Source organism: Paenibacillus sp. J22P277 (assembly GCF_059383675.1).
The window spans coordinates 688,539-709,924 of the sequence record NZ_JBXENS010000004.1; the positions used below are offsets into that span (position 1 = coordinate 688,539).

The window sequence follows — 21,386 nt, forward strand, 5'->3', positions numbered from 1 at the left end:
CGAATCCGAGGAGGTTCCATTAGACAAAATGTCATAAATCCGGCCAAACCTTTTCACATTTGGACGTCCGGCCGAAGCAGCTGATACGCGCGGATGCCCACCTGCAGCGCCAGCCGTTTCTCCGGCTGCATGTAATCGGCGCCCAGCAGCTCTTCGATTTTGTCCAGCCGGTAATACAGCGACTGCCTGACGATGAACAGCCGCTCCGCCGCGAGCCGCTTCGATCCGTCGCAATCGAGGTACACCTTCAGCGTGCGCAGCAGGTCGCTGCCCTTCGCTTCGTCCTGATCGAGGATCGGCCCCAGGTACGTCCGCACGAACGTCGTCAGGAGCTGCTTGTCCGCGATATGGAAGAGCAGGTGAAACACGCCGATCTCATCGAAGAATACCTGGTTCGTCCGCAGGATCGGCGCGAGCGAAATCGCCTGGAGCGCCTCCTGGTAGCTGACATGCGCCTGCATGAAGCCGCGGCCGACCTGGCCGATCCCGATCGTCAGCGCGGCCTCCGCCTCCGTTATCGGGAGCTGCAGGGATTCGAGCACCTGCCGCAGCCGTTCCTTGGCCGGCTTCTTCGACTTCGGGGCCTTGTCGAACGCGATCACGACAAGCCGGTTATTCTTGAGCGTGATGAGCGGATGGAACGCCTGCTGCTCGAACACCGCGCGCACGGCGAGCGAGAGATGAATGCCTGCCGATTCCGCGCCTTCGCCCTCTTGTCCGGGCGCCGCGCCCTGCCCGTGGTCGAACGCCGCGACGACCGCATGGTACGGCAGCTCGTTCAGCTGCTTGTACCCGCTGCCGATCAGCAGCTTGACCTGCTCCTCGTCGCGGATCCGCAGATGCAGCAGATCGTCGACCCACAGCGTCTGCGAGTACAGCTTGCGTTCTTCCACGTATCGCGTGCGAAGCAGATCCTGCGCGATGGACAACGAGGCCGAGTCCATGATCAAGAACTCGTATTCCTGCGGCTTCCGGTCGGACGCGAGCACGAGATGCGCCCACGTCTTGCCCATGGCGCCGACGGGCTGGATGACGACGGACTGCCCGCCGCGCTCCGCGACCGCGGGCGATCCCGCCGGTCCGTCCTCTGAATTCCTATCCAGCCGCTCCGCCAGAAAGTCCATCCACCGCTCGGCCTCCTGCGCGGAGACGGGCGGCACGAACCTCGGCTGCCCGTCCCGCGGCACGTAGATCACGGTCGCCTTCGTGCTGCCGTGGAGCAGGTCCAGCACCTGGCCCACCCCTTGCGAGGTCAGCGTCATGCGATGGAAGGCGCGGGACGTTTTCTCCAATTCCCGCAGCGCCAGATGATGCTGATTGATCCTATGCGCGTGGATATCCTGCGTAATATCAATGAACCGCACGCTCCGCGGGAATATGATGACCGGCAGCCGGACGGTCTCCGCCGCCTCCAGCCATGCGTCCGGAATCGCGCTCAGGTGATGGCCGAGCTCGATGCAGAGACAGGCCGCCTCGCTCTGGACGAGCTGGTCCAGGTACGCCATGAACGCCGCGTCGTCGTTCTTGAACGCCGCCCCCGTCGTCAGGATCATCTCCCCGCCCTGCAGCAATTGATCGAAATGGATCACCTCGATGATATGGACCCAGCGGACGAGCCGTCCGAGGCCCGCTTCGCCCGCCGCCAGATAGGCCCCTTGGAAGGCTGGCCGTTCAAGCGCTTCCCTTACCGATAATTGATAGTCTTGATTCACGCGCGTCACTCCGCTTTCTGTCCGTTCATGGATACCCGCGTCCCGCTCGCGACGGAACGGTACGCTTGTATTCTACCATTCCGCCGGCGAACCGGCGAAAGCGGATTTTTTTGCATGTCGACCGAAATCCCGCACTCCAGCCGCGTGCCGGTACCCGTTAAAAAATTTGGATGACGGCTCTTGCCCCCCCGCCCTGCAAGCCCGGCTGGCATAGAATCCGCGGGAATGGTCATCATAAGGTAAATAAAACCATGGAAGGGAAACCCTATGCCTTTATTTCCCGGAAAACGCAATCGTCAGCCATACGTCGAGGACGTGCCGATGCCCCCGTACTCCGCGCACGCGGCGGACAATGCCGAGGCGATCGACCGGCTGCTCGGTTCCCCGTCGGATTTGACGGTCCGGTCCTTCGCGATCGGGGCCGCCAAGCATCCGTGCATCCTGGTCTGCATCGACAACCTGGTCGACAAGCAATTGGTCAACGATCAGGTCCGAAGTGAAGGTGCACTGAAAATCCGCCGCCGGCGACATAAACGAATCGGAGAGGTGGTATACGCCGTGTGGAGCACGTTCGCGGGTTTCATTCCGTCGGGCATGATTCTCTTTTGCGCCTTCTTGTCGTTCGATTCCGTTTCTTATCTACGCCTTGAATCGGAAACTGCACGAGAACGGCGATCCGTCGTGGATGCGGGCGGCCGGCACGGCTGGCGGGACGCCAGGCTCGTCCGACTCAGAGCCGGACGCGCAGCGCAGCAAAAAAAGCCCTGACGGCCGCAGAATCGGCCATCAAGGCGCAGCAATTCAATTTCGAGCGCAGCCCGCTTACGCCCGCTCCATCAGCTTCGCATTCACCCATTCCCGCTTGGCGAGCAACCATGCCGCGTCCCGCGGATACGCGCTGAACGTGATCGGCTCGGCCAATCCTTCTTCCAAGCCGGCGATTACGTATTCCCTGCCGTACCGTTCCTCCAGCAGCCGAAGCGCCCGCAGATCCTGCAGCGCCTCGCGGACCACCTCCAGCCGGATCGATTCGACCGGCCGGCCGTCCTCGCCCGGATAGACGAGGAAGGCGTCGCCCGATGGAAAGGCATGCTTCGCGTCCGTCACCCGGTACGGATCGATCGGTCCGAGCGAGTATTGCGAATACCAGAAATTATAGCCCCAATGCAGGAAGCCGGCGATCTCGAATTTGTACAGCTGGATGCCCAGAATCCGGCTGCGCGCCGAAGGCATGCTGAAGAAGCGGTTGGCCACTTCCTCGTATTGGGCGCAGCAGTAATACGTCCACAGCCGCTCGACCCCGTTCGCGAGGAACGGCTCGATGTGGTTGTTGGCCGGAATCGGGTTCTTGACCAGCCCTTTCTCGTAGAACGCGTAATCCGACAGCGCGTCGATGACCGGATAGTCCCCTACCAGCTCGCCGACCAGCCGGCTCGCGCTTGCGTAAGCGTCGATGTGCTGCAGCGACGGCTCGTCGGATACGTGGAAGAAGCAGCGCCCTTCCAGTCCGTTGTCCTTCACCCAGCCCAGCAGCGCGGGCAGGAACTGACGGATGAACGCGCCGTAGGCTTCGCCGCCCGCATCGGTGTCCCAACCGAAGATCCGCTTGTCGACGCCGCCCACGGAAGCCATGATCTTGGGCGCGTGCTGCGCGCCCCATTGCGTGAACAGATGCGAGAATTCGAACTGCTCGATGCCCTGCCGCCTGCACAGCTCTACCCATCTGCCCAGCCTGCCGAATCCGAATCCGTAGCTCCCGTCCGCCTCGAGCCGCACGTCGACGAGCTGAACGGTCGGGCGCTCCCCGCCGATCTTCGTATCGAGCGGCGGGGTGAAGAGCGGCGTCAACAGCAGATTGACGCCGTGCCGCGCGGCCGTGCGAACGTAATGCTCGATAATCTCCCAATGGCGCTCGCCGAAGACGTCGATGCCGTAATGGGTCGCCAGGCAGTCGACGTGAAACCATTCCGTATGCAGCAGCTCCTGCTTCGGCAGCGACAGCGGGACGATCTCCAGCTCGAAGACCGCTTCGCCGAGCGCCTCGCCGCCTTCCGTCTCGAAGACGACCGCGATCGGGAATAAGCCCGGCTTGGCGCCAAGCCGCGGCTCCGCCGTCACCCAAACGGAGCGCCACTGACCGGGGATGGCCGTCAAGCCCGACCCGGCATCGGCCGGCAGCTCGAACAACGGATCGGGGTAGAGCCCCGGCGTCGTACGCAGCACGTATTCGTCATGGTCGGCATACACGGGCAGCTCGGAAGGCGCGAGGCCGACCGACCGCAATGTAATATCGGCATCGATCTCCGATCGGACGGACGCCCGCATGCCCTTAATCAAGCTGTCCGGCCGGTACGCGACCTGGAAGGACGCTACCTCGCCCCGCAGCGCGCTCGCCCGGAGATGGGGCGAATCCCGCAATTCTTCGTCGGCGAACACTTTGGCGAGCGAGCTCACGCATCGCAGCTCGAGCTTCGTTCCGTCTTGACTCATCGGTTGCCTGCCTCCTCGTATCCGTCTTGTTTCGCTTCGAACAGCAGCGTCCCGAAGCAGCGCGGGATATGATAATTCACGGCGCCCGTCGGGCGCCAAGCCCAATAATGGCGGACGCCCGTCCGGTCCTCGTCGATCCGGTACGCATTCCAGCGCCATGCCGTTCCGGCGGCGGGCACCCGGGCGAAGTTCGCGAACGGAATCGCGATCTCGTAGATCCGGATCGCGCCCTCCTCGCGGACGGCGGTCTCCATGCCCGCGGCGTGCCAGTCCAGCTCGACTGTCTTCTCGCCATGCGCAGCGTTGCGGATCCGCGCGTCGAAGACGACGTTGCGCGGGCTGACTTCGATCTCGTAGTATTCCATGCCCGTCCCGAGCTCGTCCAGGAAGAGCTCTACCACGTCCTCTTCGTACAGCGGATCGTCGTGCCCGGTCATATTCGCCACCACGTGATCGTCCTCGCACGCGAAGCGAAACCGCAGCTCGGCGCCGGTCCAGCATGCCTGCACGGCCGTCTTCAGCGCCGGCGCCGCCCCCGTGACGACGTCCGACAACGGGACGGACGCGATCGCATCCCAAGGGATGGCGCCGCCGGCCGCCGGCTCGACGAATCGGCAGCGATAGATGCCGTCGCCCGCGCGAGCGCCGCGATCCGTCATCGCTTGACGGCGACCCAGTCGCCCGCGCGGTCGGCGGACGCGATCTCGGCGTCGACGATGCGGATCGTCTCCTGCGTGCTTCGCGGCGTCGCGGCCGTCAACGCTTCTCCGGCAATCAGCGTTTCGACGAAATACTTAAGTTCGAAATAGTAGCCTTGATCCGCGGAAAGCTCAGGCGAGAAGCCTGGTTCGCCGCTCGGATTGACCTGCACCCCGTCGCCGCGGAAATGCGCGTTTCCGGACTCGAAGTTGACCCGATAATTCATCTCGAAGCCGAAATCGCCCTGCAGCGTCCAATCCACCTGCGCATTGACCACCTTGCCGTCGGGATAACGGTAGTTCGTCGAGACGATGTCGTAGCCCGAGCCCGGAATAACGCTGCGCGCCTGGCACGATACCGCGTCCGGCATGCCGAACAGCCAGTTCACGACGTCGGTGTCGTGCACGTGCATGTCGAGCAGGGCGCCGCCGCTCTTCTCGCGCTCCATCAGCCAAGGTCCCCAGGTCGGCGTCGCGCTCCCCCGGAAGAACGAGGCGCTCGTCACCGCGCCGTACGTTTGCTTCTCCACGAGTTCCTTCAGGTAGACGTACGCCGGCCAGAAACGAAGGCATTGGCCGATCATCAGCTGCTTGCCGCTCGCCTCGGCGGCCGCGATCATCGCCTCGCATTCCGCTTCGTTCAGTCCCATCGGCTTTTCGCACAAGACATGCAATCCCGCCTGCAGGCATTGAATCGTGACTTCTTTATGCAGGTACGTCGGCAGCGCGATATCGATCGCATCCAGCTCTTCTTCACGCAGCAGCTCTTCGACGGACGCATACTTCGCGAACCTGCCGAAGTCGACCTCATCCCCTGAGGCCGTCTCGATATTGCCGCCCGTCGACCGTCCTTCGAGCTTCGCCGGATCGATGTCGCAGACCGCCGTCAAGCGGATCGGCAGCCCCTCTTTCTCCAGCCGAAGATAGTTGTCCAAATGCGTCCTGCCCATGAATCCGAGTCCGATCAAGCCGATTCTCAGCATGCGTGCTAGCCCCTTCCCAATATCGCGCTCATCGAAGCGGATGTGTTGTATATGATTTGTTTGCCATGATGCTTGTACGGCGGAATCATCTCGCCGATGACGAAATCGTCGTAGCCGATCTCTTCGAGCGCCTTGACGACCTCGGGATAGTTCACGTCGCCGGCCAGCAGATCGACGAATCCGGACAAGCCCCCGCTCTCGCGGCGGTAATCCTTGAAATGGACCTTCTTGATCCGTTTGTTCAATATCCGGATCCAATGCTCCGGATAGCCCGCGAAGACGACGTTGCCGACATCGAAATACGCGCCGACGTAGTCCGACCCCGCCGCGTCGATGAACTGCCGCAGCTCGAGCGGCGACAGCAGGAATTTATTCCATACGTTCTCGATGCCGATCGACACGCCAGCCGACTTCGCCGGACCCGCCAGCTTCGCGATCGCTTCCAGCGCCAGGTCGTAGGCTTGGTCGTACGGGACGACCTCGCTGCCCGGGATGAAGTCGACGCCTACGGCGCCCGGAATGACGAGGATCGTGTCCACGCCCAGGATAGCCGCCGTCTCCAACTGCTTCTTGACGATATCCTGCGCCTTCTCGCGCTTCGCCGGATCGGCGCTGGTCATCGAATAACTCCAATACAATCCGCTCGCCAGGCTCGTCAGCGCGATGCCGGCGTCCTCCGCAAGCTTGCGGATGTCCGCGATTTCCTGTTCGCCGCTCTCCAGGCTGAGCGGTCCATTCTCGTTCAGGGACAGCTCGATGCCCTCGAAGCCCGCGTCCTTGGCGGTCGCGATGCAGTCCGCAATGCTCATATGGTCCGGAAACGACCAGACGTTGATTCCTTTTTTCATGGGGTTCGCCCTCCTGTCATGGTTCTATTATAGAAGCTGCTGCGCGAAGTAGATTTAGCAATTCAGCCGGAGTTTTTGCACTGCGGCTGTGCTAAGATGAAGAGAACGAAACTGCGACCGGGAGGGGCCGTCATGGAATTCACGTCGTTTGCGCTGAGCGAATCCATTGCGATCGGGAAGCTATATTCCTTTCATTATTTCGAATACGCCAAAGGCTTCGTGTTCGAGGGCGAAGAGCATGATTTTTGGGAATTTCTGTACGTGGACAAAGGCGAGGTCGAGGTGCGCGCCGATGATCGGACGGTTCTCCTGAAGCCCGGCGACATGATCTTCCATCAACCCGGGGAGTTCCACACCGTGCGGGTCGCGCAGCAGCACAAGCCGCCGAACCTGATCGTCATCTCGTTCGAATCCGCGTCGGCCGACATGGCCCGATTCGCCGGGATGGTGCTGGCGCCGGGCCGACGGGAACGAGAGCTGCTCGCGCTGATCCTGCAGGAAGGCTTCCGGACGTTCAATCCGCCGTTCGACGACCCGCTGCTTCACCGGCTATCGCCGCACCCCGACGCGCCGTACGCCGGGCAGCAGCTGATCAAGTCTTATCTCGAAGCGCTCCTTATCCTGCTCGCGAGGCAAGGCGAGACCGCTTGCGATATTGCGGCGGCCAAGCCGGTCTCGATCCGGAAGGACAACGCCGAGCTGCTGGTCGAAGAGCGGATCATCGCCTATATGCGCGAGCACCTCGCCGACAATCTGACGCTGGACCAGCTATGCCGGGCGGTCCACCTCGGGAAAAGCCGGCTGAAGGAAATCTTCCAGGCCCGCGTCGGCACGGGAGCGATGGACTACTTCAAGCAGCTGAAGATCCAGGAGGCCAAATCGCTCATCCGCGAGAAGCAGTACAGCTTTACCGAGATCGCCGTCAAGCTGGGCTATGCCAGCATTCATTATTTCTCGCGCGATTTCAAGCGGGCGACCGGCATGTCCCCCTCGGAATACGCCCGCACCGTCAAAGCCCGCGCCGAGAACCGCGGCTGATATCCGATTCCGCATGATCATCGAAGCCGAAACCAACCTCCGTTGACAGCGGGCAACTGCCGAAGCATCGGCCGATCTCCGAAATCGAACCGAACGCGAGAAAAGGCTGCCCGCTTCATTTGCGGACCGCCTTTTCTTCCGTACTCCGTATTACTGCGGCGGTTAGCCGCCTTAAGGCGAACGTCGCTCCTGCGCCCTAACGCGCGTACCAGTACCCCGGGATCCCGCTATCCAGCCGCATCAGCGCTTCCAAGAAGAAATAATCGCCCCAAATCACGAAATCGTCGGGCGACGCGCCGCTCCTCACGGAATACGACCCATGCCTCAGGAAGCCTTCCTCGGCTTCGTCCCCGTCCGTGAAATAACGCGCGACCAAGGAACGCATCGATTGCTCCGCCGCCGCGAGGAATGCGTGCCGGTCCGGGTCCGCTTCCGGCAGCTGCCCGGCAAGCTCCAGCAGCCCGCAGGCCGCAATCGCGGAAGCCGAGCTGTCTCTCGGCGTGCCCTCCTCCCGGGGAACGTCGAAATCCCAATACGCCACCTGGTCCTCAGGCAGATGCGCGATGAAATAACGCGCCAGCCGCTTGGACGTTTCCAGGAATTCCGGTTCCTTGTAATAGCGATGCGCCAAGGCGAAGCCGTATATCCCCCAGGCTTGGCCGCGGGTCCACGTCGATCCGTCCCGGAACCCTTGATGCGTGCCGCCGCGCAAGGCATCGCCCGTCCCGGGATCGAAATAAAACGTATGATACGAGGAATCGTCACCCCTGACGAGGAATCGTCTGCTCTTCTCCGCATGCTCGCGCGCAATCTCCGCGTAGCGCCCGTCTCCCGTCTCTTCCGCGGCCCAATACAGCAACGGGAGATTCATCAAGCAATCGATGATGATCCGGCCGCCGTTCTCCGGATCGCCCTCCGCCCCCCAAGCCTGGATAATCCGCGGGCCGGGCCGCCACCGCCGCATGAGCGCGTCGGCCGCCCGCAGCGCCAGCTCCCGGGCGGATTCGTCCTGCTCGATGATCCACTGCGCCTTGGCGGAGAGGGAGTACAGAAATCCGATATCGTGATGGTCCAGATGATTCCCCTGCTCGAGCCGCTGTCTAAAAGAAGCCACGCTCCGCTCCGCCGCCTCGCGGAAGGCCGGCTCTTGGCTGTATTCGTAGCTCAGCCATAAGATTCCCGACCAGAACCCTTCCGTCCAATTCGTTTGGTTCATTCGCACGTATTTGCCGTCTCCGTTGCTTACATGCGGATATGCGTCTTTGAAGCGGTCCAAGTTCGCGTTCGTCGTCCGCAGGGTTTGCTTGATCGCTGCCGTCCAGTCCATGATCGTCCGATGCCTCCTATAGCGCTATTTTGCTTTTCATACGTATTATAGGCGCAGGCGTTCATCGGTTTGTTGTGCTATTCTATAGGTAAATTGCGAATCGGAAAGGAATCCGGACGATGGCCAGCTTTGAGCGGATCGACTATGAATTCGGCACGTTCTCTTATCATTACAGGTACAGGACGGACGCGTCCCGCTACTATCATGCCCACGCGGGCATCGAGCTGCTGTACGTCTACGAAGGCGAAGGCGAGGTCATGCTCGAAGGCAGGCATTATCCGTTGCGCGCGGGAACCCTGCTCTGGGTCCAGCCCTACCAGCTGCATCTCGTCGACGTGCCTTTCCGTTCCGGCGCCGGCTACGCGCGCACGAACCTGACCTTCGATCCTCACGCGCCGGCCGTCGGTTTGGCCCCTTTTCCCGGCTTGCGGCGGTTTTACGACAGGCTTTGGAAGGGCCATTTGCCGATGCATGTATTCGCTCTTCCCGAGGACGGTCCGCTGCCCGGGATTTTGGAGGACATGCAGCAAACCCTTCTCGGGGACGCCGCGGAACGGGAGGAAGGCTTCGGCCTGATCATGCTGCGCTTGCTGCGTTATCTCCAACAAGGCCCATTCCGCGAAAGCCTCTTGAGCGTCAACGCCAGTCCCCGCTCGCTGCAGCATATCGAGAACATCACGGAGTGGGTGGAGCGGCATTTTCGCCGTCCCTTCCGGCTGGAGGAGATCGCCGCGGATTTGTTTCTTTCTCCTTATCATCTGTCCCACTTGTTCAAGGCGTCCACCGGCATGACCTTGTCGGATCACGTCATGCTCCGCCGAATCCGGGAAGCGTGCTCCCTGCTGGCCGCCACCTCCAAACCGATTCGCGAAATCGCCGCGGAAGTCGGCGGGCTGAGCTCGTCCTACTTCTGCCAAATGTTCAAGCGGCATAAAGGCGTCACGCCCGAAAATTACCGCAGGACCGTTCGCGATACGCGCGGCAACTCGGATACGCCTCCTGCCCGATGGTGACTCGAGGCAACAGCAGCCCCGGTTCGGATGGGTTCCGCGCCGGGGCTGCCGTCTTGTTCGTTTTGCACGCGCGCTCGCGCGTTCGATTGGCAGCGCTTACGACTGCGGCCGTTCAATCGGAATAGGCGATGACCTGTACCAGCTCGTTCAGCGTATCCAGGCTTCTGCGCGAATCGTCCACGTGGTCGGACAGGGAATCGAGCCGCTTGCTGATCATGCTTAATTCGGTTTTGATGTCTTTCAGGACGGCGATCAATCTTTCTTCGAAATCGGTCACGGGCATCCCCTCTTTTCTTGTTTATATTGATCTATATGAACAAGACGGCGAGTTCTGCCCTAAAATATGCCGCATCCAACGCAAAATAAAAAGGCCGGGCAGGAACGTTCTCCTGCGCGGCCTCTTCGACGATGATTACGAATGCAATAGGTTGGTTATGTTTTGCGTGGATTCCGCGCGCCGCGGTTCCCTTCGGATCGAATGCGCCTGCCGATTGGCCGTGGCCGCCGTGGCCGGTAGATGCCATGCGAACGCATCCGCGTCCCCCGGCCAAGCTCGATCTTCAAGCTGATCCTTCATTCCAGACATTTTGCGAACCCATCATGCCGAGCATGAAGCCGTTGCGCGGATCATGGATTTAATATGCCCTTTGCGACGTCGGCTATCCGATAAAGCTTTTCTTTGCCGGTCATGCTCCGCGTATGCACCCGCAGGCCAAGCATGCTGTTATGCAAACTTTCCGCGAGATCCTCCGCGCCGAGCTTGGACGTAAACTCTCCGCTCTGCTGTCCCTTGCGCACGATGTCCGCGATCAGCGCTTCCCATTCCGCGAAACCCTCGCTTACTTTGGCTTGCGCCTCGGGATCCCAGGAGGCCAGCTCGACCGCCGTGTTTACGATCATGCAGCCCGCGGGACTGCCCTCTTCCATGCCTTGAATCATATAGTCGAACAAGAAATCGATGGCCTGCCTTGGGGTGGTGGCGTTCAGGATGCCCGGACCCAGCAGGCCGTTGGCCAAATTCCCGTACCGGTCCAGCGCCATGAGATACAGCTTATGCTTATCGCCGAACGTATCGTACAAGCTCCTGCGATGAATGCCCATATGTTCGACGAGATCGTTGATCGACGTCTTCTCGTAGCCTTGCTCCCAGAACAGGCGCATGGCCTTCAAGAGCACGGCGTCTTCCTCGAATTCCTTGGTTCTAGCCATTTCTCTAGCCCCCTTCGATCCGATCTTACCATATTGAGAACAATCGGTAAACAATCCGTGGAAAGTGTTCAAACGCGCCTTCTCGCAGCGGATGACAAGCGTGGCCGCCTCGCGCCTTATGGCAACGAACGGGTTCATTATTTATTACGTTCCCATGTTCGAGCTGTTTTTATGTTCTCCGCGACGTTTGTTTGCACCGCAAAAAAAAAAATTCTTTACTGATCGTTCCCAATAGGCTATGATGGGTTTGCGGGAAATTAGAATGACCGTTCCCAATAAGAATCCATCTCGATCGGCGTACGGCGATCGAAATGGCGAAGAGGCGCCGATTCGCCATTCACGACGTTCATGTTTCGTCCGATCGTCCATTCTTTCTATCCAAATAAACAGCGAAGGAGCAATTCAAAATGACTACGAACACAAGCAATCTCACAGGGAAAGTCGCTTTCATCACCGGGGGCAACCGCGGAATCGGTCTCGAGACGGCCCGCGAGCTAGGCAAGCTCGGCGCGCAAGTCGTCATCGGCGCACGCGATGCGGAGAAAGGCAAGGCCGCGGCGGAAACGCTCGTTGCCGAAGGCATCCGCGCGGAGAGCATCCGATTCGACGTGCTGCTGCCCGAAGATCGTCAAGCCGCGTACGATTATTTCGGTCAACGTTACGGAAAGCTCGATATTCTGGTCAACAATGCCGGCGTGCAAAAGGAAATCGAACATCTCGCGCCCATTAATGAAACCAGCACGGTCTCGCCGAAAATCATGCGCGAAACGTTCGAAGCGAATTTCTTCACCCTGGTCGAGCTGACGCAGCTGCTGCTGCCTTTGATCCGCAAATCGCCCGAAGGCCGCATCGTCAATCTGTCGAGCGTGCTGGGTTCCCTTAACCTGCATACCAATCCCGAAGCCCAAATCTACGACGTGAAAATATTCGCTTACGATGCGTCCAAAGCGGCGGTGAATATGTTCACGATTCATCTCGCGCACGAACTCCGCGATACGGCCATCAAGGTCAACTCCGCTCATCCGGGCTGGGTAAAGACCGAAATCGGCGGCAAATATGCCGAGATCGACGTTACGGAAGGCAGCAAGACGAGCGTGATGCTGGCGACGCTGCCCGCGGACGGACCGTCCGGCCAATTCTTCTTCATGGACAATCAACTGCCTTGGTAAGGCTGCCGAACGCGCGGCTGTAAGCCGAACCGGCTCGATGCCGCTTTCGGCACCAAGCGCGGGATGTGACGCAGCATGATCGCTGTCAACCTCATGCATGACTAGAGATGGCCCCTGAAGATATCAGGGGCCATCTCTATTTGGGTTTATCCTCGGAGGCCGCGCTCATAGGTTCTTGATGGCGAGCAAGGCGTCCACGGGCGGGTGATCGGCACCGAACGCGCTGACGAATACCGGATTGCGCTGATCATGCTGTCCTTTCATGATGGTCACTTCAAAGCCCATCCGCTCGAATTCTTCAGGCTCCCAGCCGCTGTGATGCATTTGGAACACTTCGCCGTTCAAACCGTAGAGGTCTACGTTTTCCTGCGGAAAAAAGCCGCGCGGCGTAAAGACGATCACTTGCTTCCTCGCGATGGTCTCCGCTTCGCGCAGCATGTCGAACGCTTCCCGCTTGGGAAAATGCTCGATCGAATCCACGAAGGAAACCGCCGAGAATGAATTCGGGACGAACAGCTTGCCTATGGCATGCGCGTCGGCGTTCAGCGGGATAACATGCCCGGATGTCGTCGCACGGTTGAGCAGATAAGGCCGATGAATATCCATTGCGACGATATGCTTGTAAGGAAGATCATCCAATATCAAACACGGGCCGCATCCGACGTCGAGCAAGCTTTCCGTATCGGTCAGCTTGCGACGCAGAAGAGCCAAAAAATCCTGACGTTCTATTTCTTGAGCCAATGAGCCTCGCCTCCTTCGCTTAACCTGAACCGTCGAGCCTGTCCAAGCTGCGTAAACAGTACACACATTATGATATGCATCCATGTCGGCAAGGGATTGGACTGCTTCCGTCCGAATTGATCTTCATCGTAGGTTCAGGCCGTCGGACGCGCGCTGCGCCAGAAACAGCTCGCTGCGCGTGCATTTCCGGACCGTCCCGTCGTAGCCGAAATCGATGAGCGCGGCGATGCAATCGAAGAGCTTCTCGCGGGAATCCGGAGGCAGCCGCCTAAGATCGTCATACGTGGCCAGCAGCGCCAGATACTCGTCCCGACCGTACTCGTCTTCGGTAAAGTACGTTCGGCTGACGATCGCTCGAAAATAGCCGCAGTCCGCCCACTCCCGCATCTCTTCGGCGAGCAGTTCCCGCCCCCGCGCCAAACTCGGCATTAGCGGCTCTCGAATCAGCGTCTGATAGTAGCGCAGCGCATTCAGGAAGAACGATTCGTCCCCCCCGCGCGCATGCAAGCGCCGAACCACGGCGAAGTGCCCGCCCGGACGAAGCAAAGAAGCCGGTTTCCCGAACCGGACTTCCTCCTTCCATCCCTGCATGGCGGTCGCCGACAAGACGAGGTCGAACGGCTCTTGCGGCGCGGCCCACGTCTCGAAGGACGACGCGACGAGCTCGACGTTCGCGTATGCGGCCAGCCTGCCTTGCGCGATCTCCGCCAGATCCGCGGCCGGCTCGAGCGCCGTAATCCGGCAGCCGCGCTCGGCGAGCGGCAGCGTCGCCTCGCCGATGCCCGCGCCGATCTCCAGGACGCGCGCGCCCGCAGGCAAGCGGGTCAATTCGAACAAGTCGTCGAGGAGCTCGTTCGGATACGAACAGGGGATGTCGGTCACGCTCCTCGTACGCGCGGTCAGCGGGGTCGCCCGCGCCGATTAGAATTTCACGCCGCCTTCCTGCAGGCCGGATACGAATTTCTTCGTCATGCTCAGGAACAGCATGATCATCGGAATGACCGTCAACACGCCGCCGGCGGCCATCAAGCCCCAGTTGGTGCCGTATTTGCTCGTGAAATTCAAGTACGCCACGGACACGGTTTTCATCCCGTCGGATTGCAGGATCGCGTTGGACAAGAAGATCTCGTTCCAGCTGCTGAGCGTCGTGAACAGCGCCACCACCGTAAAGGCGGGCTTCGCCAGCGGCAGGATGATCGCGAAGAACGCCCGCGCTTGATTGCAGCCGTCCACGGTCGCAGACTCCAGCAGATCCTTCGGAATGCCGATCATGAACGCCCGCAGCAGGAAGACGTTGAACGCGAAACCCCCGCCCACGTACGGAATGATGACGCCCCAATAATTGTCGATCAATCCGAGCTTCACCGTCATGAAGAAGATCGGGATGAATCCGATCGGCATGCTCATCGTCACGAACAGGTAAGCAAGGAAAACGCCGCCTCCCGGCGTCTTCATGAACGTCAGGCCGTAAGCGGCGAGTCCGCACACGACGCACATGAGAATGACCGTGATGCCCGTCACCGCGACGGTATTCAGATAGGCGACGTTATAATGCCCCTTCTCCCACGCCGTCGCGAAGTTGTCCATCGTCCAGCGAAGCGGCCAGCCGAGCGGATTCTTGATGATCTCGGCCTTCTTCTTGAACGCGTTGAGAAACAGGAAGATCATCGGGAACAACGAGAACGCCGCTGCCAGAAGAAGAGGTAGATGACGCCAGTTCGGCCGGATACGCATCAGACATCCCATCCTTTCTTCTTGCGGAGGTAGCCGTAGACCGCGATCAGCACGACCGCGATGAACGTTTGGAGCAAGGCGACCATCGAACCGTAGCCGGCTTGCCGGCCGGTGGTGCTCAGCTTGTAGTAATACGTCGACAGCGTTTCCGTCGCATGCGCCGGTCCGCCTCCGGTCATGACGTAGACCATCTCGAACGCCCCGAAGGAATTCAGTACGGTCAGCATCGTGACGATGACCAGCGTCGGCCGAAGCTGCGGCAGGATGATGTTCCATATGATGCGGAAGCGACCCGCCCCGTCGATCTTCGCCGCTTCTTCGAGCGTCTTGTCGTTCTGGGTCATGGCCGCGAGCAGCCATACGACGTTGCCGCCGAAGCCTTTCCACATATCGGCGATCAGCACGAAGAAGATGGACAACGACGGAATGGTCAACCCCGGAATGTCGATGAACCCGACGCCCGCTTTATCCAGATAAAAGTTCATGCCGCTGAACGGATTGTACAGCCAAAGCCAAATCTGTCCGGCAACCGTCACTGTGATGATCGAAGTCGAGAAGTAGATCGATTGGTAGACCGTTTGCCCGCGCTTGATCTTGTTCAAGAGATACGCGAGGAAGAAGGCGAACAGGGTCGGGACGGTCACCCAGAATAGCGCCCACTTGATATTGTTCAGAAATGCCGTGCCGACGATGGAATCATGGAAGAGCTGCTTGAAGTTATCCAGGCCGTTGAAGGTCGGCATGCTCAGCCCGTTCCATTCCGTAAAAGGCAGATAAAGCGATAGGACCGCCGGAATGGCGACCGCGAAGACATGGAACAGCAGGCCGGGCAGAACGAATAACCAGCCGCGCGCATTATTCAATTGGGAGCGTTTCTTGACTTCGGCCACGCGCCACCTCTCCTATTCCTTGAAGTTTGACAGAAAAGCGCGGTTCGATCATCCGGACCGCGCTATCCTTTACCGACGAGGCGCGATCAGTAGTTCGCCAGATCGAAGATCCGGTTCTCGGCGACGTCCTGCTCTTTCTTCTGCTGCAGATCGGCCAACCAGGCTTCCACGGTCGTTTTCTTCAGGTACACGCTCGGAAAGTCGGATTCGAGCACCTGCACGACCCGCGGAGGTCCGTAGGACCAGGCCACGTACCCGCTTCTGCCGTCTTTGGCGGCGTCGTTGATCATGTCGAGCGCCTTGGACACGTTCGGCTTCAGGTCCATCGCGCCGTAATCCGTCTCGATCGGCTCCGGAATGCCGTGCTGCGCCATCGTCTTCACGACTTCGGGACTGAAGAACTCGTTCAGCAGTTCCGCGACCGCATCCTTATGCTCCGATTGGGCGTTGATGACGAGACCTCCGCCGACGCCGAGCGGGATGACCGGCGTGCCGTCGTTCTTCCAGCTCGGGAACGGAGCGAAGCCGATATCGAAATCGGGTTCGTTGTCGGCGGCGAGACTCCAGGTTCCGTCCAAGCGCATCGCCGCTTTGCCCGTCAAGAACAACTGCATGCTGTCGTCCTGGGAAATCGCGTACGACTTCTTGTCGGTCACGTAACCGGCGTTCCAGAAATCGCTGTAGCGCTGAATGGCTTCGACGATGGACGGATCGGTCCATTTCGTATCGCCGGAGAACAGCTGCTTCGTGCCGTCCGGGCCGAGCACGCTGTTCACGATGCTGGTCACCCACCAATCGTCGACGCCCGGATTATCCGAAGACCCCCATGCGAAAGGCATGATGCCCTTCTCCTTGATTTTCGGGACCAACGCCATCAGCTCGTCATAGTCGGTCGGGATCGTCCAACCGTTGTCCTTGAACATCGACTCGTTGTACATGAGAATCAAGCCTTCGTAATTCCATGGAATGCCGATCGCTTTGTCGTCTTCGACGTAGGCGTTCTTCGCCCATTTATACATCGTCGCATCCCAGCCGTATTTCGAATAATACGCGTCCAGCGGCGCGAGATAATTGCTCTTGTAGCGTTCTTTGGCCGCCGACGGGTCCATCAGCATCAGGTCCGGAGCCTCTCCGGAGACGAGCGCGGCGGCGAGGGTCTGATCATCCTTCATGGTGACTTGCTCGAGTTTGATGTTCGGATGCTTGTCCTCGTACGCATCGTACATGGTTTGAAGCGCGGAGCTTTCTTCGCCCCAGATCTCGGCATCGGGCACTTTGAGCGTGAACGATTCCTCGGCCGCTTGGCCGTTCGCGTCCCCGTTCGTCTTGCCGTCCTTCGAGGACGAGGAGCAGGCGGACAGCGCTAAAACGGATGCGAGCGCAAGTACGGTCAACAGTTTCGGAAAACGATGATTCATGGAAAGACCCTCCCTATTGGCGTCTGTTTATTCCGCGGACCTGCATGTCTTCAAGTAAGCCGCCATCTCCGCGTAGGCCTGCATGCCGTCGCCCGGGGCAAGCTCGCATTCGACGGCCATGTAGCCGCCGAAGCCGATGTCCCGCAGCGTCTTGAAATACGCCGCGAAATCCGTATGGCCGTAACCCGGCTGCAGACGGTTGCTGTCCGCCAAATGCACGTGCGCGATCAAGGAAGCTTCGGCGCGGAGGCTCGCATGGACGTCCGGCTCTTCGATCTGCATATGGAAGAAGTCGGCCATGATTTTCACGCCCGAAAACCCGCCTTCGCGAATGAGGCTGCCCGCTTCGTCCAACCGGTTGATCATATGATCCTCGTAACGGTTCAGCGGCTCGAGCAGCAGGCGGCTGCCGGCGCGGTTCGCGCGTTCGTTCAGTTGGCCGAGCGAGTCCAGCAGAACCCGGCGCTCTTCCGCGGCATCGCGCGGCGACCGAAACGGCGGCAGCTTCTTCGAGAAGATCCCGAACGCGGCGGGCACGATGACGCCGGCGGCGCCGATCTCTCCCGCGTACGTCAGAATTTCGCCGATGTCCGCTATCGCCTTGGCCCGCTCTTCGGGGTCGAAAGCGCCGATCCAGCCGCGGTACCCGCCGCAGACCGAGCTGATCGGAATCCCCGTCGTTCGGACGGCCTTGCGGATCTCGTCAAACCGTTCGATCAAGTTTCTGCCGTCGATTTCGAAGCCTTCGAAGCCGAGCGTTTTCAAGGATTGCAGCTTCTGCTCGTACGTGGAGCCGAAGAAGGATCTATCCTGCGTCGCGATTTTCAAGGGGTATTCCTCCATTTGAGTTTAAGATTGCGATATTGCGTCGGCGACACGCCGACATAGGATTTGAACAGACGCGTGAAGTTCTGCAGCTCGTTCGAGCCCAGGGCCTGCGCGATTTCGGTAATCGACATCTCGCTGGTCTCGAGCAGCGTCTTGGCCCGCTGGATCTTCATCTCCCGCTGCACCTGCATCGGCGACTTGCCGAACAATTCTTTAAAGCGGTTACAAATATACGTAGGATGCATATGCAGTTCTTCCGACAAGCTCTGAAGCGAGAGCTGCTCCTGCGGATGCTGCACGATGCGCGCCAGCAGATTGAGAAAACTCTGGGACTGCATCGGGTTGCCGATCATGTCCTTCCGGGAGATCGCGCTGTCGAGGATCATATAGAGCAGCTCGAGCGCCTTCGCTTGCTTCAGAATGGCCGATAGGAGCAGCGGCCGGCTGGTCGACGTCGCCTCCATGAACTGCATGAAGACCCGTTCGAATGCCTCGGCATCGTTCAGCTTGAACAGATACGGAATCTGAAACATCTTCATGACGTCCATGACGCCCGCGATCTGAAGCGTGAAATGCCACCACAGAAACTCGGTTTCGTCCGTTCTCGTCTTGAAATGGTCATGCTCCACGTTCATCGGCACGTAAATGATGGATCCGGGCGGAATATCGTACGTCTCGTCGCCGACCCGGAGCTTGGCGCTGCCCTTCTTATGATAGGACATCATATAATAAGGGAGCGTCCGCTTGAACGTCCGCATTTCCGTTCTGCAGTTCATATCGAATTCCACGATTTTCAATTCGGCATTTTGCAGCAGAAAGTCCAGCTGATGATTCATGGCGCTCCCCCTCGTTCTATAAGACTGCCGGTCCGCGGGCTTTAGACGAAATTGACGCCCAGCTTGATGCTGAGATCCGGACGTTGGTCGACGTACTGCTCGTAGCCGTCGGCGGATTCCAGGAACGGCACGACCGGGTTGATGATCTCCTCGCAATCGAGCTTCCCTTTAAGCAGCATATCCCAGCATACGTCCTCGAGCCTTCTCCAGCTCCAGCGCGGATGATCCGGATTCGGCTCGCTGCACGCGCGCGAGAATACGATCTTGGCATTGTTGAAATGCGCCTCGCGTCCAAGGTCCAGTCCGCCCTTGAATGCCCGTGCCCAGCCTACGAAGGCGATCGTGCCGCCGTACGCCAAACCTCTCAAAGCTTGTTGAAGCGCGAATTCGCTTGCGCTGGTCTCGATGATGACGTCGACGCCCAGCTTGCCGGTCGCTTTCTTGAGCTCCAGGCCGACGTCCTGGTTCACCGGATCGTATCCCGCATCGGCGCCGGCGCGGATCGCGACTTCGCGGCGTTTCTCGATCGGATCGATGACGGCTACCCAGCTGGCCCCGGCCAGTTTGGCCATCTGCGCCGCGATCTGGCCGATCGCGCCCAAGCCGAATATCGCGACGCGGTCGCCGGCGCGCACATGCGCGTCGCGGATGCCGCCGAGCGCGAATTGCGCCGGATCGAAGCATACCGCATTCTTCCAGGACATGCCCGCGGGCACTTTCTTCAAATAGTAGTTATTCACGGCATTGACGATATGCGTCTCGCGCACGCCGCCGTAGCCGCACACGCGGTCGCCGATGGCGTATTCGCTGACGTCCGCTCCCGCTTCGGTAATGATGCCGACCCATTGGTTGCCGAGGTTCCATCTGCCGAACCCGCCGTCCGTCTCTTTATCGCTCGTCTCCCGCTGCAAGAACATGTTCCACTCTTCGTCGAAGTAATCCGCCGTATGCGGGCTTTCGCCGCGGAAGCCCGCGAGCTCCGAGCCGTGCTTCGGCGAAGCGTGTTCCACCTTCACTTTGACTTCGTTCGGTTGGAGCTGCCGTTCTTCGTAATCGCCGATTGCTGCTTTTCTGGGCGCCGCCGCGAGCAGTTGTTTGGGCATGAGCGTATTCCTCCGTTAGATCGTTACCAAAGCAATGATAACAATCATGATCGATTTATTTTGTTTAGCGCTTACAATTCAAGTATACCGGGCATCGGAGGACGTGTCTTTATCACTTTTTTATGGATACTTATCATTAATACAGGTCCGATTATACCCGAGCCCACGACTTGATGCGGCAGCTTTCGACAATCGCGTCATTGATCCGCATCATATGATGGCCTTCTTCGATCGACGCGAACGTCGGCGGCGTCCTGTCGGAGACGCCTTCCTGGCGCTCGCGAACCGCTTGATAGAAATTCAGAAAGAGGTTCTTCACGCCGTCGGGCCAGCCCTCTTCATGCCCGCCGGGATAATGGACCATGGCCGCCGCTTCCCGCGAGAGCTCTCCCGGATCGCAGCCGACGACGAGGCTGGCCGAGCCGCGGCTGCCGATCCACAGCTTGTTCGCCGCCTCCTGATCCCAGTGCAGCGACTCGCGCTCCGCCGACAAGTCGAAGAACAGTTTGTTCTTGCGTCCGGCGCTTACCTGCGAGACGGTGAACACGCCGTGGATGCCGTTCTCGAAATGAACCAGCACGCTGCCGAAATCCTCGGTCGCGATGCGAATCTCCTCGTACTGCGGCCTTCCGCCCGCATCCGGTTCGGGAAGCGGCTTCCTGCGGACGGGATGCAGCGTCTTCAGATCCGCGAACACCTCCACGATGCGTTGACCGGTAATATGCTGCGCCAGATCGCACCAGTGGGATCCGATATCGGCAATCGCCCGCGTCGCCCCCGAGAGGTCCGCATGCAGCCGCCAATTGTAATCCGTGTCTTCCAGCAGCCAGTCCTGCAAGTAACCGCCCGTTATCAGATGAACGGGGCCCGTCTGCCCGGAACGAATCCGGTCCCGGGTTTCCGCGACCAGCGGATAGTGCCGGTAGTTGTAGCATACGCCGCTGACCGCATCCTGCCGTTTAGCCAATTCGACGAGCTTGGCCGATTCGCCGGCGTTCATCGCAAGCGGCTTCTCCGACAAGAGGTGCTTGCCGGCCAGCAGGACAGCCTCGTTGATTGGAAAATGCAGGTGATTCGGCGTGCAGTTATGGACGACCTGAACGTCGGTATCCGCGATCAGCGCTTCCGGGTTCGAATACGCCCGCGGAATCGCGTATTTCTTGGCCGTCTCCCTCGCCTTGTCGAGCGAGCTGCCCGCGATGGCCACGACTTCTATATAAGGAAGGCGGCGCAGCGCTTCCAGATGAAAGCCTGCGGAGAATCCCGTTCCGACGATGCCGACTTTTAGTTGTTCCAACCGCTATCCTCTCCATTCCAGCCCTATGAGCCAAGGGTATAATCACTTATAA

Annotated in this window: 21 protein-coding genes; 4 read left to right on the forward strand and 17 right to left on the reverse strand. The window is 59.8% G+C overall.

Annotated features, from left to right (window positions below; translation table 11 throughout):
* Positions 1-53: 53 nt before the first annotated feature.
* Positions 54-1,712, reverse strand: coding sequence for a PucR family transcriptional regulator (locus AC50YL_RS16415; protein ID WP_494833268.1), 1,659 nt, complete (start codon positions 1,710-1,712; stop codon positions 54-56).
* Positions 1,713-1,979: 267 nt separating this feature from the next.
* Between AC50YL_RS16415 and AC50YL_RS16420 the strand changes: the two genes are divergently transcribed.
* Positions 1,980-2,480 (forward strand): hypothetical protein, encoded by a 501-nt coding sequence (locus tag AC50YL_RS16420; protein WP_494833269.1) that lies wholly within the window; start codon positions 1,980-1,982, stop codon positions 2,478-2,480.
* Between the two features lie 54 nt (positions 2,481-2,534).
* Here AC50YL_RS16420 and AC50YL_RS16425 read toward each other — a convergent pair whose 3' ends face one another.
* The 4 genes from AC50YL_RS16425 to AC50YL_RS16440 are packed head-to-tail and all read right to left on the reverse strand — an operon-like array spanning position 2,535 to position 6,731.
* Complete coding sequence (locus AC50YL_RS16425) at positions 2,535-4,202, reverse strand: DUF4091 domain-containing protein (RefSeq protein WP_494833270.1); 1,668 nt, start codon at positions 4,200-4,202, stop codon at positions 2,535-2,537.
* Entirely contained in the window at positions 4,199-4,861 is a 663-nt protein-coding gene (locus AC50YL_RS16430) for a carbohydrate-binding family 9-like protein (protein ID WP_494833271.1), read from the reverse strand. Before AC50YL_RS16430 ends, AC50YL_RS16425 begins: the two co-directional genes overlap by 4 nt.
* A complete protein-coding gene (locus AC50YL_RS16435) occupies positions 4,858-5,883 on the reverse strand; it encodes a Gfo/Idh/MocA family protein (RefSeq protein WP_494833272.1) in 1,026 nt (341 codons plus the stop codon). Before AC50YL_RS16435 ends, AC50YL_RS16430 begins: the two co-directional genes overlap by 4 nt.
* Before the next feature lie 5 nt (positions 5,884-5,888).
* A complete protein-coding gene (locus AC50YL_RS16440) occupies positions 5,889-6,731 on the reverse strand; it encodes a sugar phosphate isomerase/epimerase family protein (protein ID WP_494833273.1) in 843 nt (280 codons plus the stop codon).
* Positions 6,732-6,863: 132 nt separating this feature from the next.
* Between AC50YL_RS16440 and AC50YL_RS16445 the strand changes: the two genes are divergently transcribed.
* Entirely contained in the window at positions 6,864-7,769 is a 906-nt protein-coding gene (locus AC50YL_RS16445) for an AraC family transcriptional regulator (RefSeq protein ID WP_494833274.1), read from the forward strand.
* A gap of 196 nt (positions 7,770-7,965) precedes the next feature.
* Here AC50YL_RS16445 and AC50YL_RS16450 read toward each other — a convergent pair whose 3' ends face one another.
* Entirely contained in the window at positions 7,966-9,096 is a 1,131-nt protein-coding gene (locus AC50YL_RS16450; RefSeq protein ID WP_494833275.1) for a glycoside hydrolase family 88 protein, read from the reverse strand.
* Positions 9,097-9,215: 119 nt separating this feature from the next.
* Between AC50YL_RS16450 and AC50YL_RS16455 the strand changes: the two genes are divergently transcribed.
* Positions 9,216-10,109, forward strand: coding sequence for an AraC family transcriptional regulator (locus tag AC50YL_RS16455; RefSeq protein WP_494833276.1), 894 nt, complete (start codon positions 9,216-9,218; stop codon positions 10,107-10,109).
* 112 nt (positions 10,110-10,221) lie between these two features.
* Here AC50YL_RS16455 and AC50YL_RS16460 read toward each other — a convergent pair whose 3' ends face one another.
* Together AC50YL_RS16460 and AC50YL_RS16465 are read right to left on the reverse strand one after the other, a co-directional pair.
* Positions 10,222-10,386 (reverse strand): hypothetical protein, encoded by a 165-nt coding sequence (locus tag AC50YL_RS16460; RefSeq protein WP_494833277.1) that lies wholly within the window; start codon positions 10,384-10,386, stop codon positions 10,222-10,224.
* Between the two features lie 350 nt (positions 10,387-10,736).
* Entirely contained in the window at positions 10,737-11,318 is a 582-nt protein-coding gene (locus AC50YL_RS16465) for a TetR/AcrR family transcriptional regulator (RefSeq protein WP_494833278.1), read from the reverse strand.
* A 407-nt stretch (positions 11,319-11,725) separates the two neighbouring features.
* Between AC50YL_RS16465 and AC50YL_RS16470 the strand changes: the two genes are divergently transcribed.
* Complete coding sequence (locus AC50YL_RS16470) at positions 11,726-12,487, forward strand: SDR family oxidoreductase (protein WP_494833279.1); 762 nt, start codon at positions 11,726-11,728, stop codon at positions 12,485-12,487.
* A gap of 165 nt (positions 12,488-12,652) precedes the next feature.
* Here the strand turns inward: AC50YL_RS16470 and AC50YL_RS16475 are convergent, their stop codons facing one another.
* From AC50YL_RS16475 to AC50YL_RS16515, 9 genes are all read right to left on the reverse strand, one after another.
* On the reverse strand, positions 12,653-13,228 hold the full coding sequence (locus AC50YL_RS16475; protein ID WP_494833280.1) for a class I SAM-dependent methyltransferase: 576 nt from the start codon (positions 13,226-13,228) through the stop codon (positions 12,653-12,655).
* Between the two features lie 123 nt (positions 13,229-13,351).
* Positions 13,352-14,110, reverse strand: coding sequence for a class I SAM-dependent methyltransferase (locus AC50YL_RS16480; protein WP_494833281.1), 759 nt, complete (start codon positions 14,108-14,110; stop codon positions 13,352-13,354).
* A 39-nt stretch (positions 14,111-14,149) separates the two neighbouring features.
* Positions 14,150-14,962, reverse strand: coding sequence for a carbohydrate ABC transporter permease (locus tag AC50YL_RS16485; protein WP_494833282.1), 813 nt, complete (start codon positions 14,960-14,962; stop codon positions 14,150-14,152).
* The gene (locus AC50YL_RS16490) at positions 14,962-15,852 is read right to left on the reverse strand and encodes a carbohydrate ABC transporter permease (protein ID WP_494833283.1); all 891 of its coding nucleotides are present in this window, start codon (positions 15,850-15,852) and stop codon (positions 14,962-14,964) included. The genes AC50YL_RS16485 and AC50YL_RS16490 overlap by 1 nt, the downstream gene beginning before the upstream one ends.
* Positions 15,853-15,938: 86 nt before the next feature.
* On the reverse strand, positions 15,939-17,270 hold the full coding sequence (locus AC50YL_RS16495) for an ABC transporter substrate-binding protein (RefSeq protein ID WP_494833284.1): 1,332 nt from the start codon (positions 17,268-17,270) through the stop codon (positions 15,939-15,941).
* Positions 17,271-17,297: 27 nt separating this feature from the next.
* A complete protein-coding gene (locus tag AC50YL_RS16500) occupies positions 17,298-18,098 on the reverse strand; it encodes a TIM barrel protein (protein WP_494833285.1) in 801 nt (266 codons plus the stop codon).
* Complete coding sequence (locus tag AC50YL_RS16505; RefSeq protein WP_161742661.1) at positions 18,095-18,934, reverse strand: helix-turn-helix domain-containing protein; 840 nt, start codon at positions 18,932-18,934, stop codon at positions 18,095-18,097. The genes AC50YL_RS16500 and AC50YL_RS16505 overlap by 4 nt, the downstream gene beginning before the upstream one ends.
* A 41-nt stretch (positions 18,935-18,975) precedes the next feature.
* On the reverse strand, positions 18,976-20,037 hold the full coding sequence (locus AC50YL_RS16510) for a zinc-dependent alcohol dehydrogenase (protein ID WP_494833286.1): 1,062 nt from the start codon (positions 20,035-20,037) through the stop codon (positions 18,976-18,978).
* Positions 20,038-20,188: 151 nt separating this feature from the next.
* Entirely contained in the window at positions 20,189-21,334 is a 1,146-nt protein-coding gene (locus tag AC50YL_RS16515) for a Gfo/Idh/MocA family protein (protein WP_494833287.1), read from the reverse strand.
* Between the last annotated feature and the right edge of the window lie 52 nt (positions 21,335-21,386).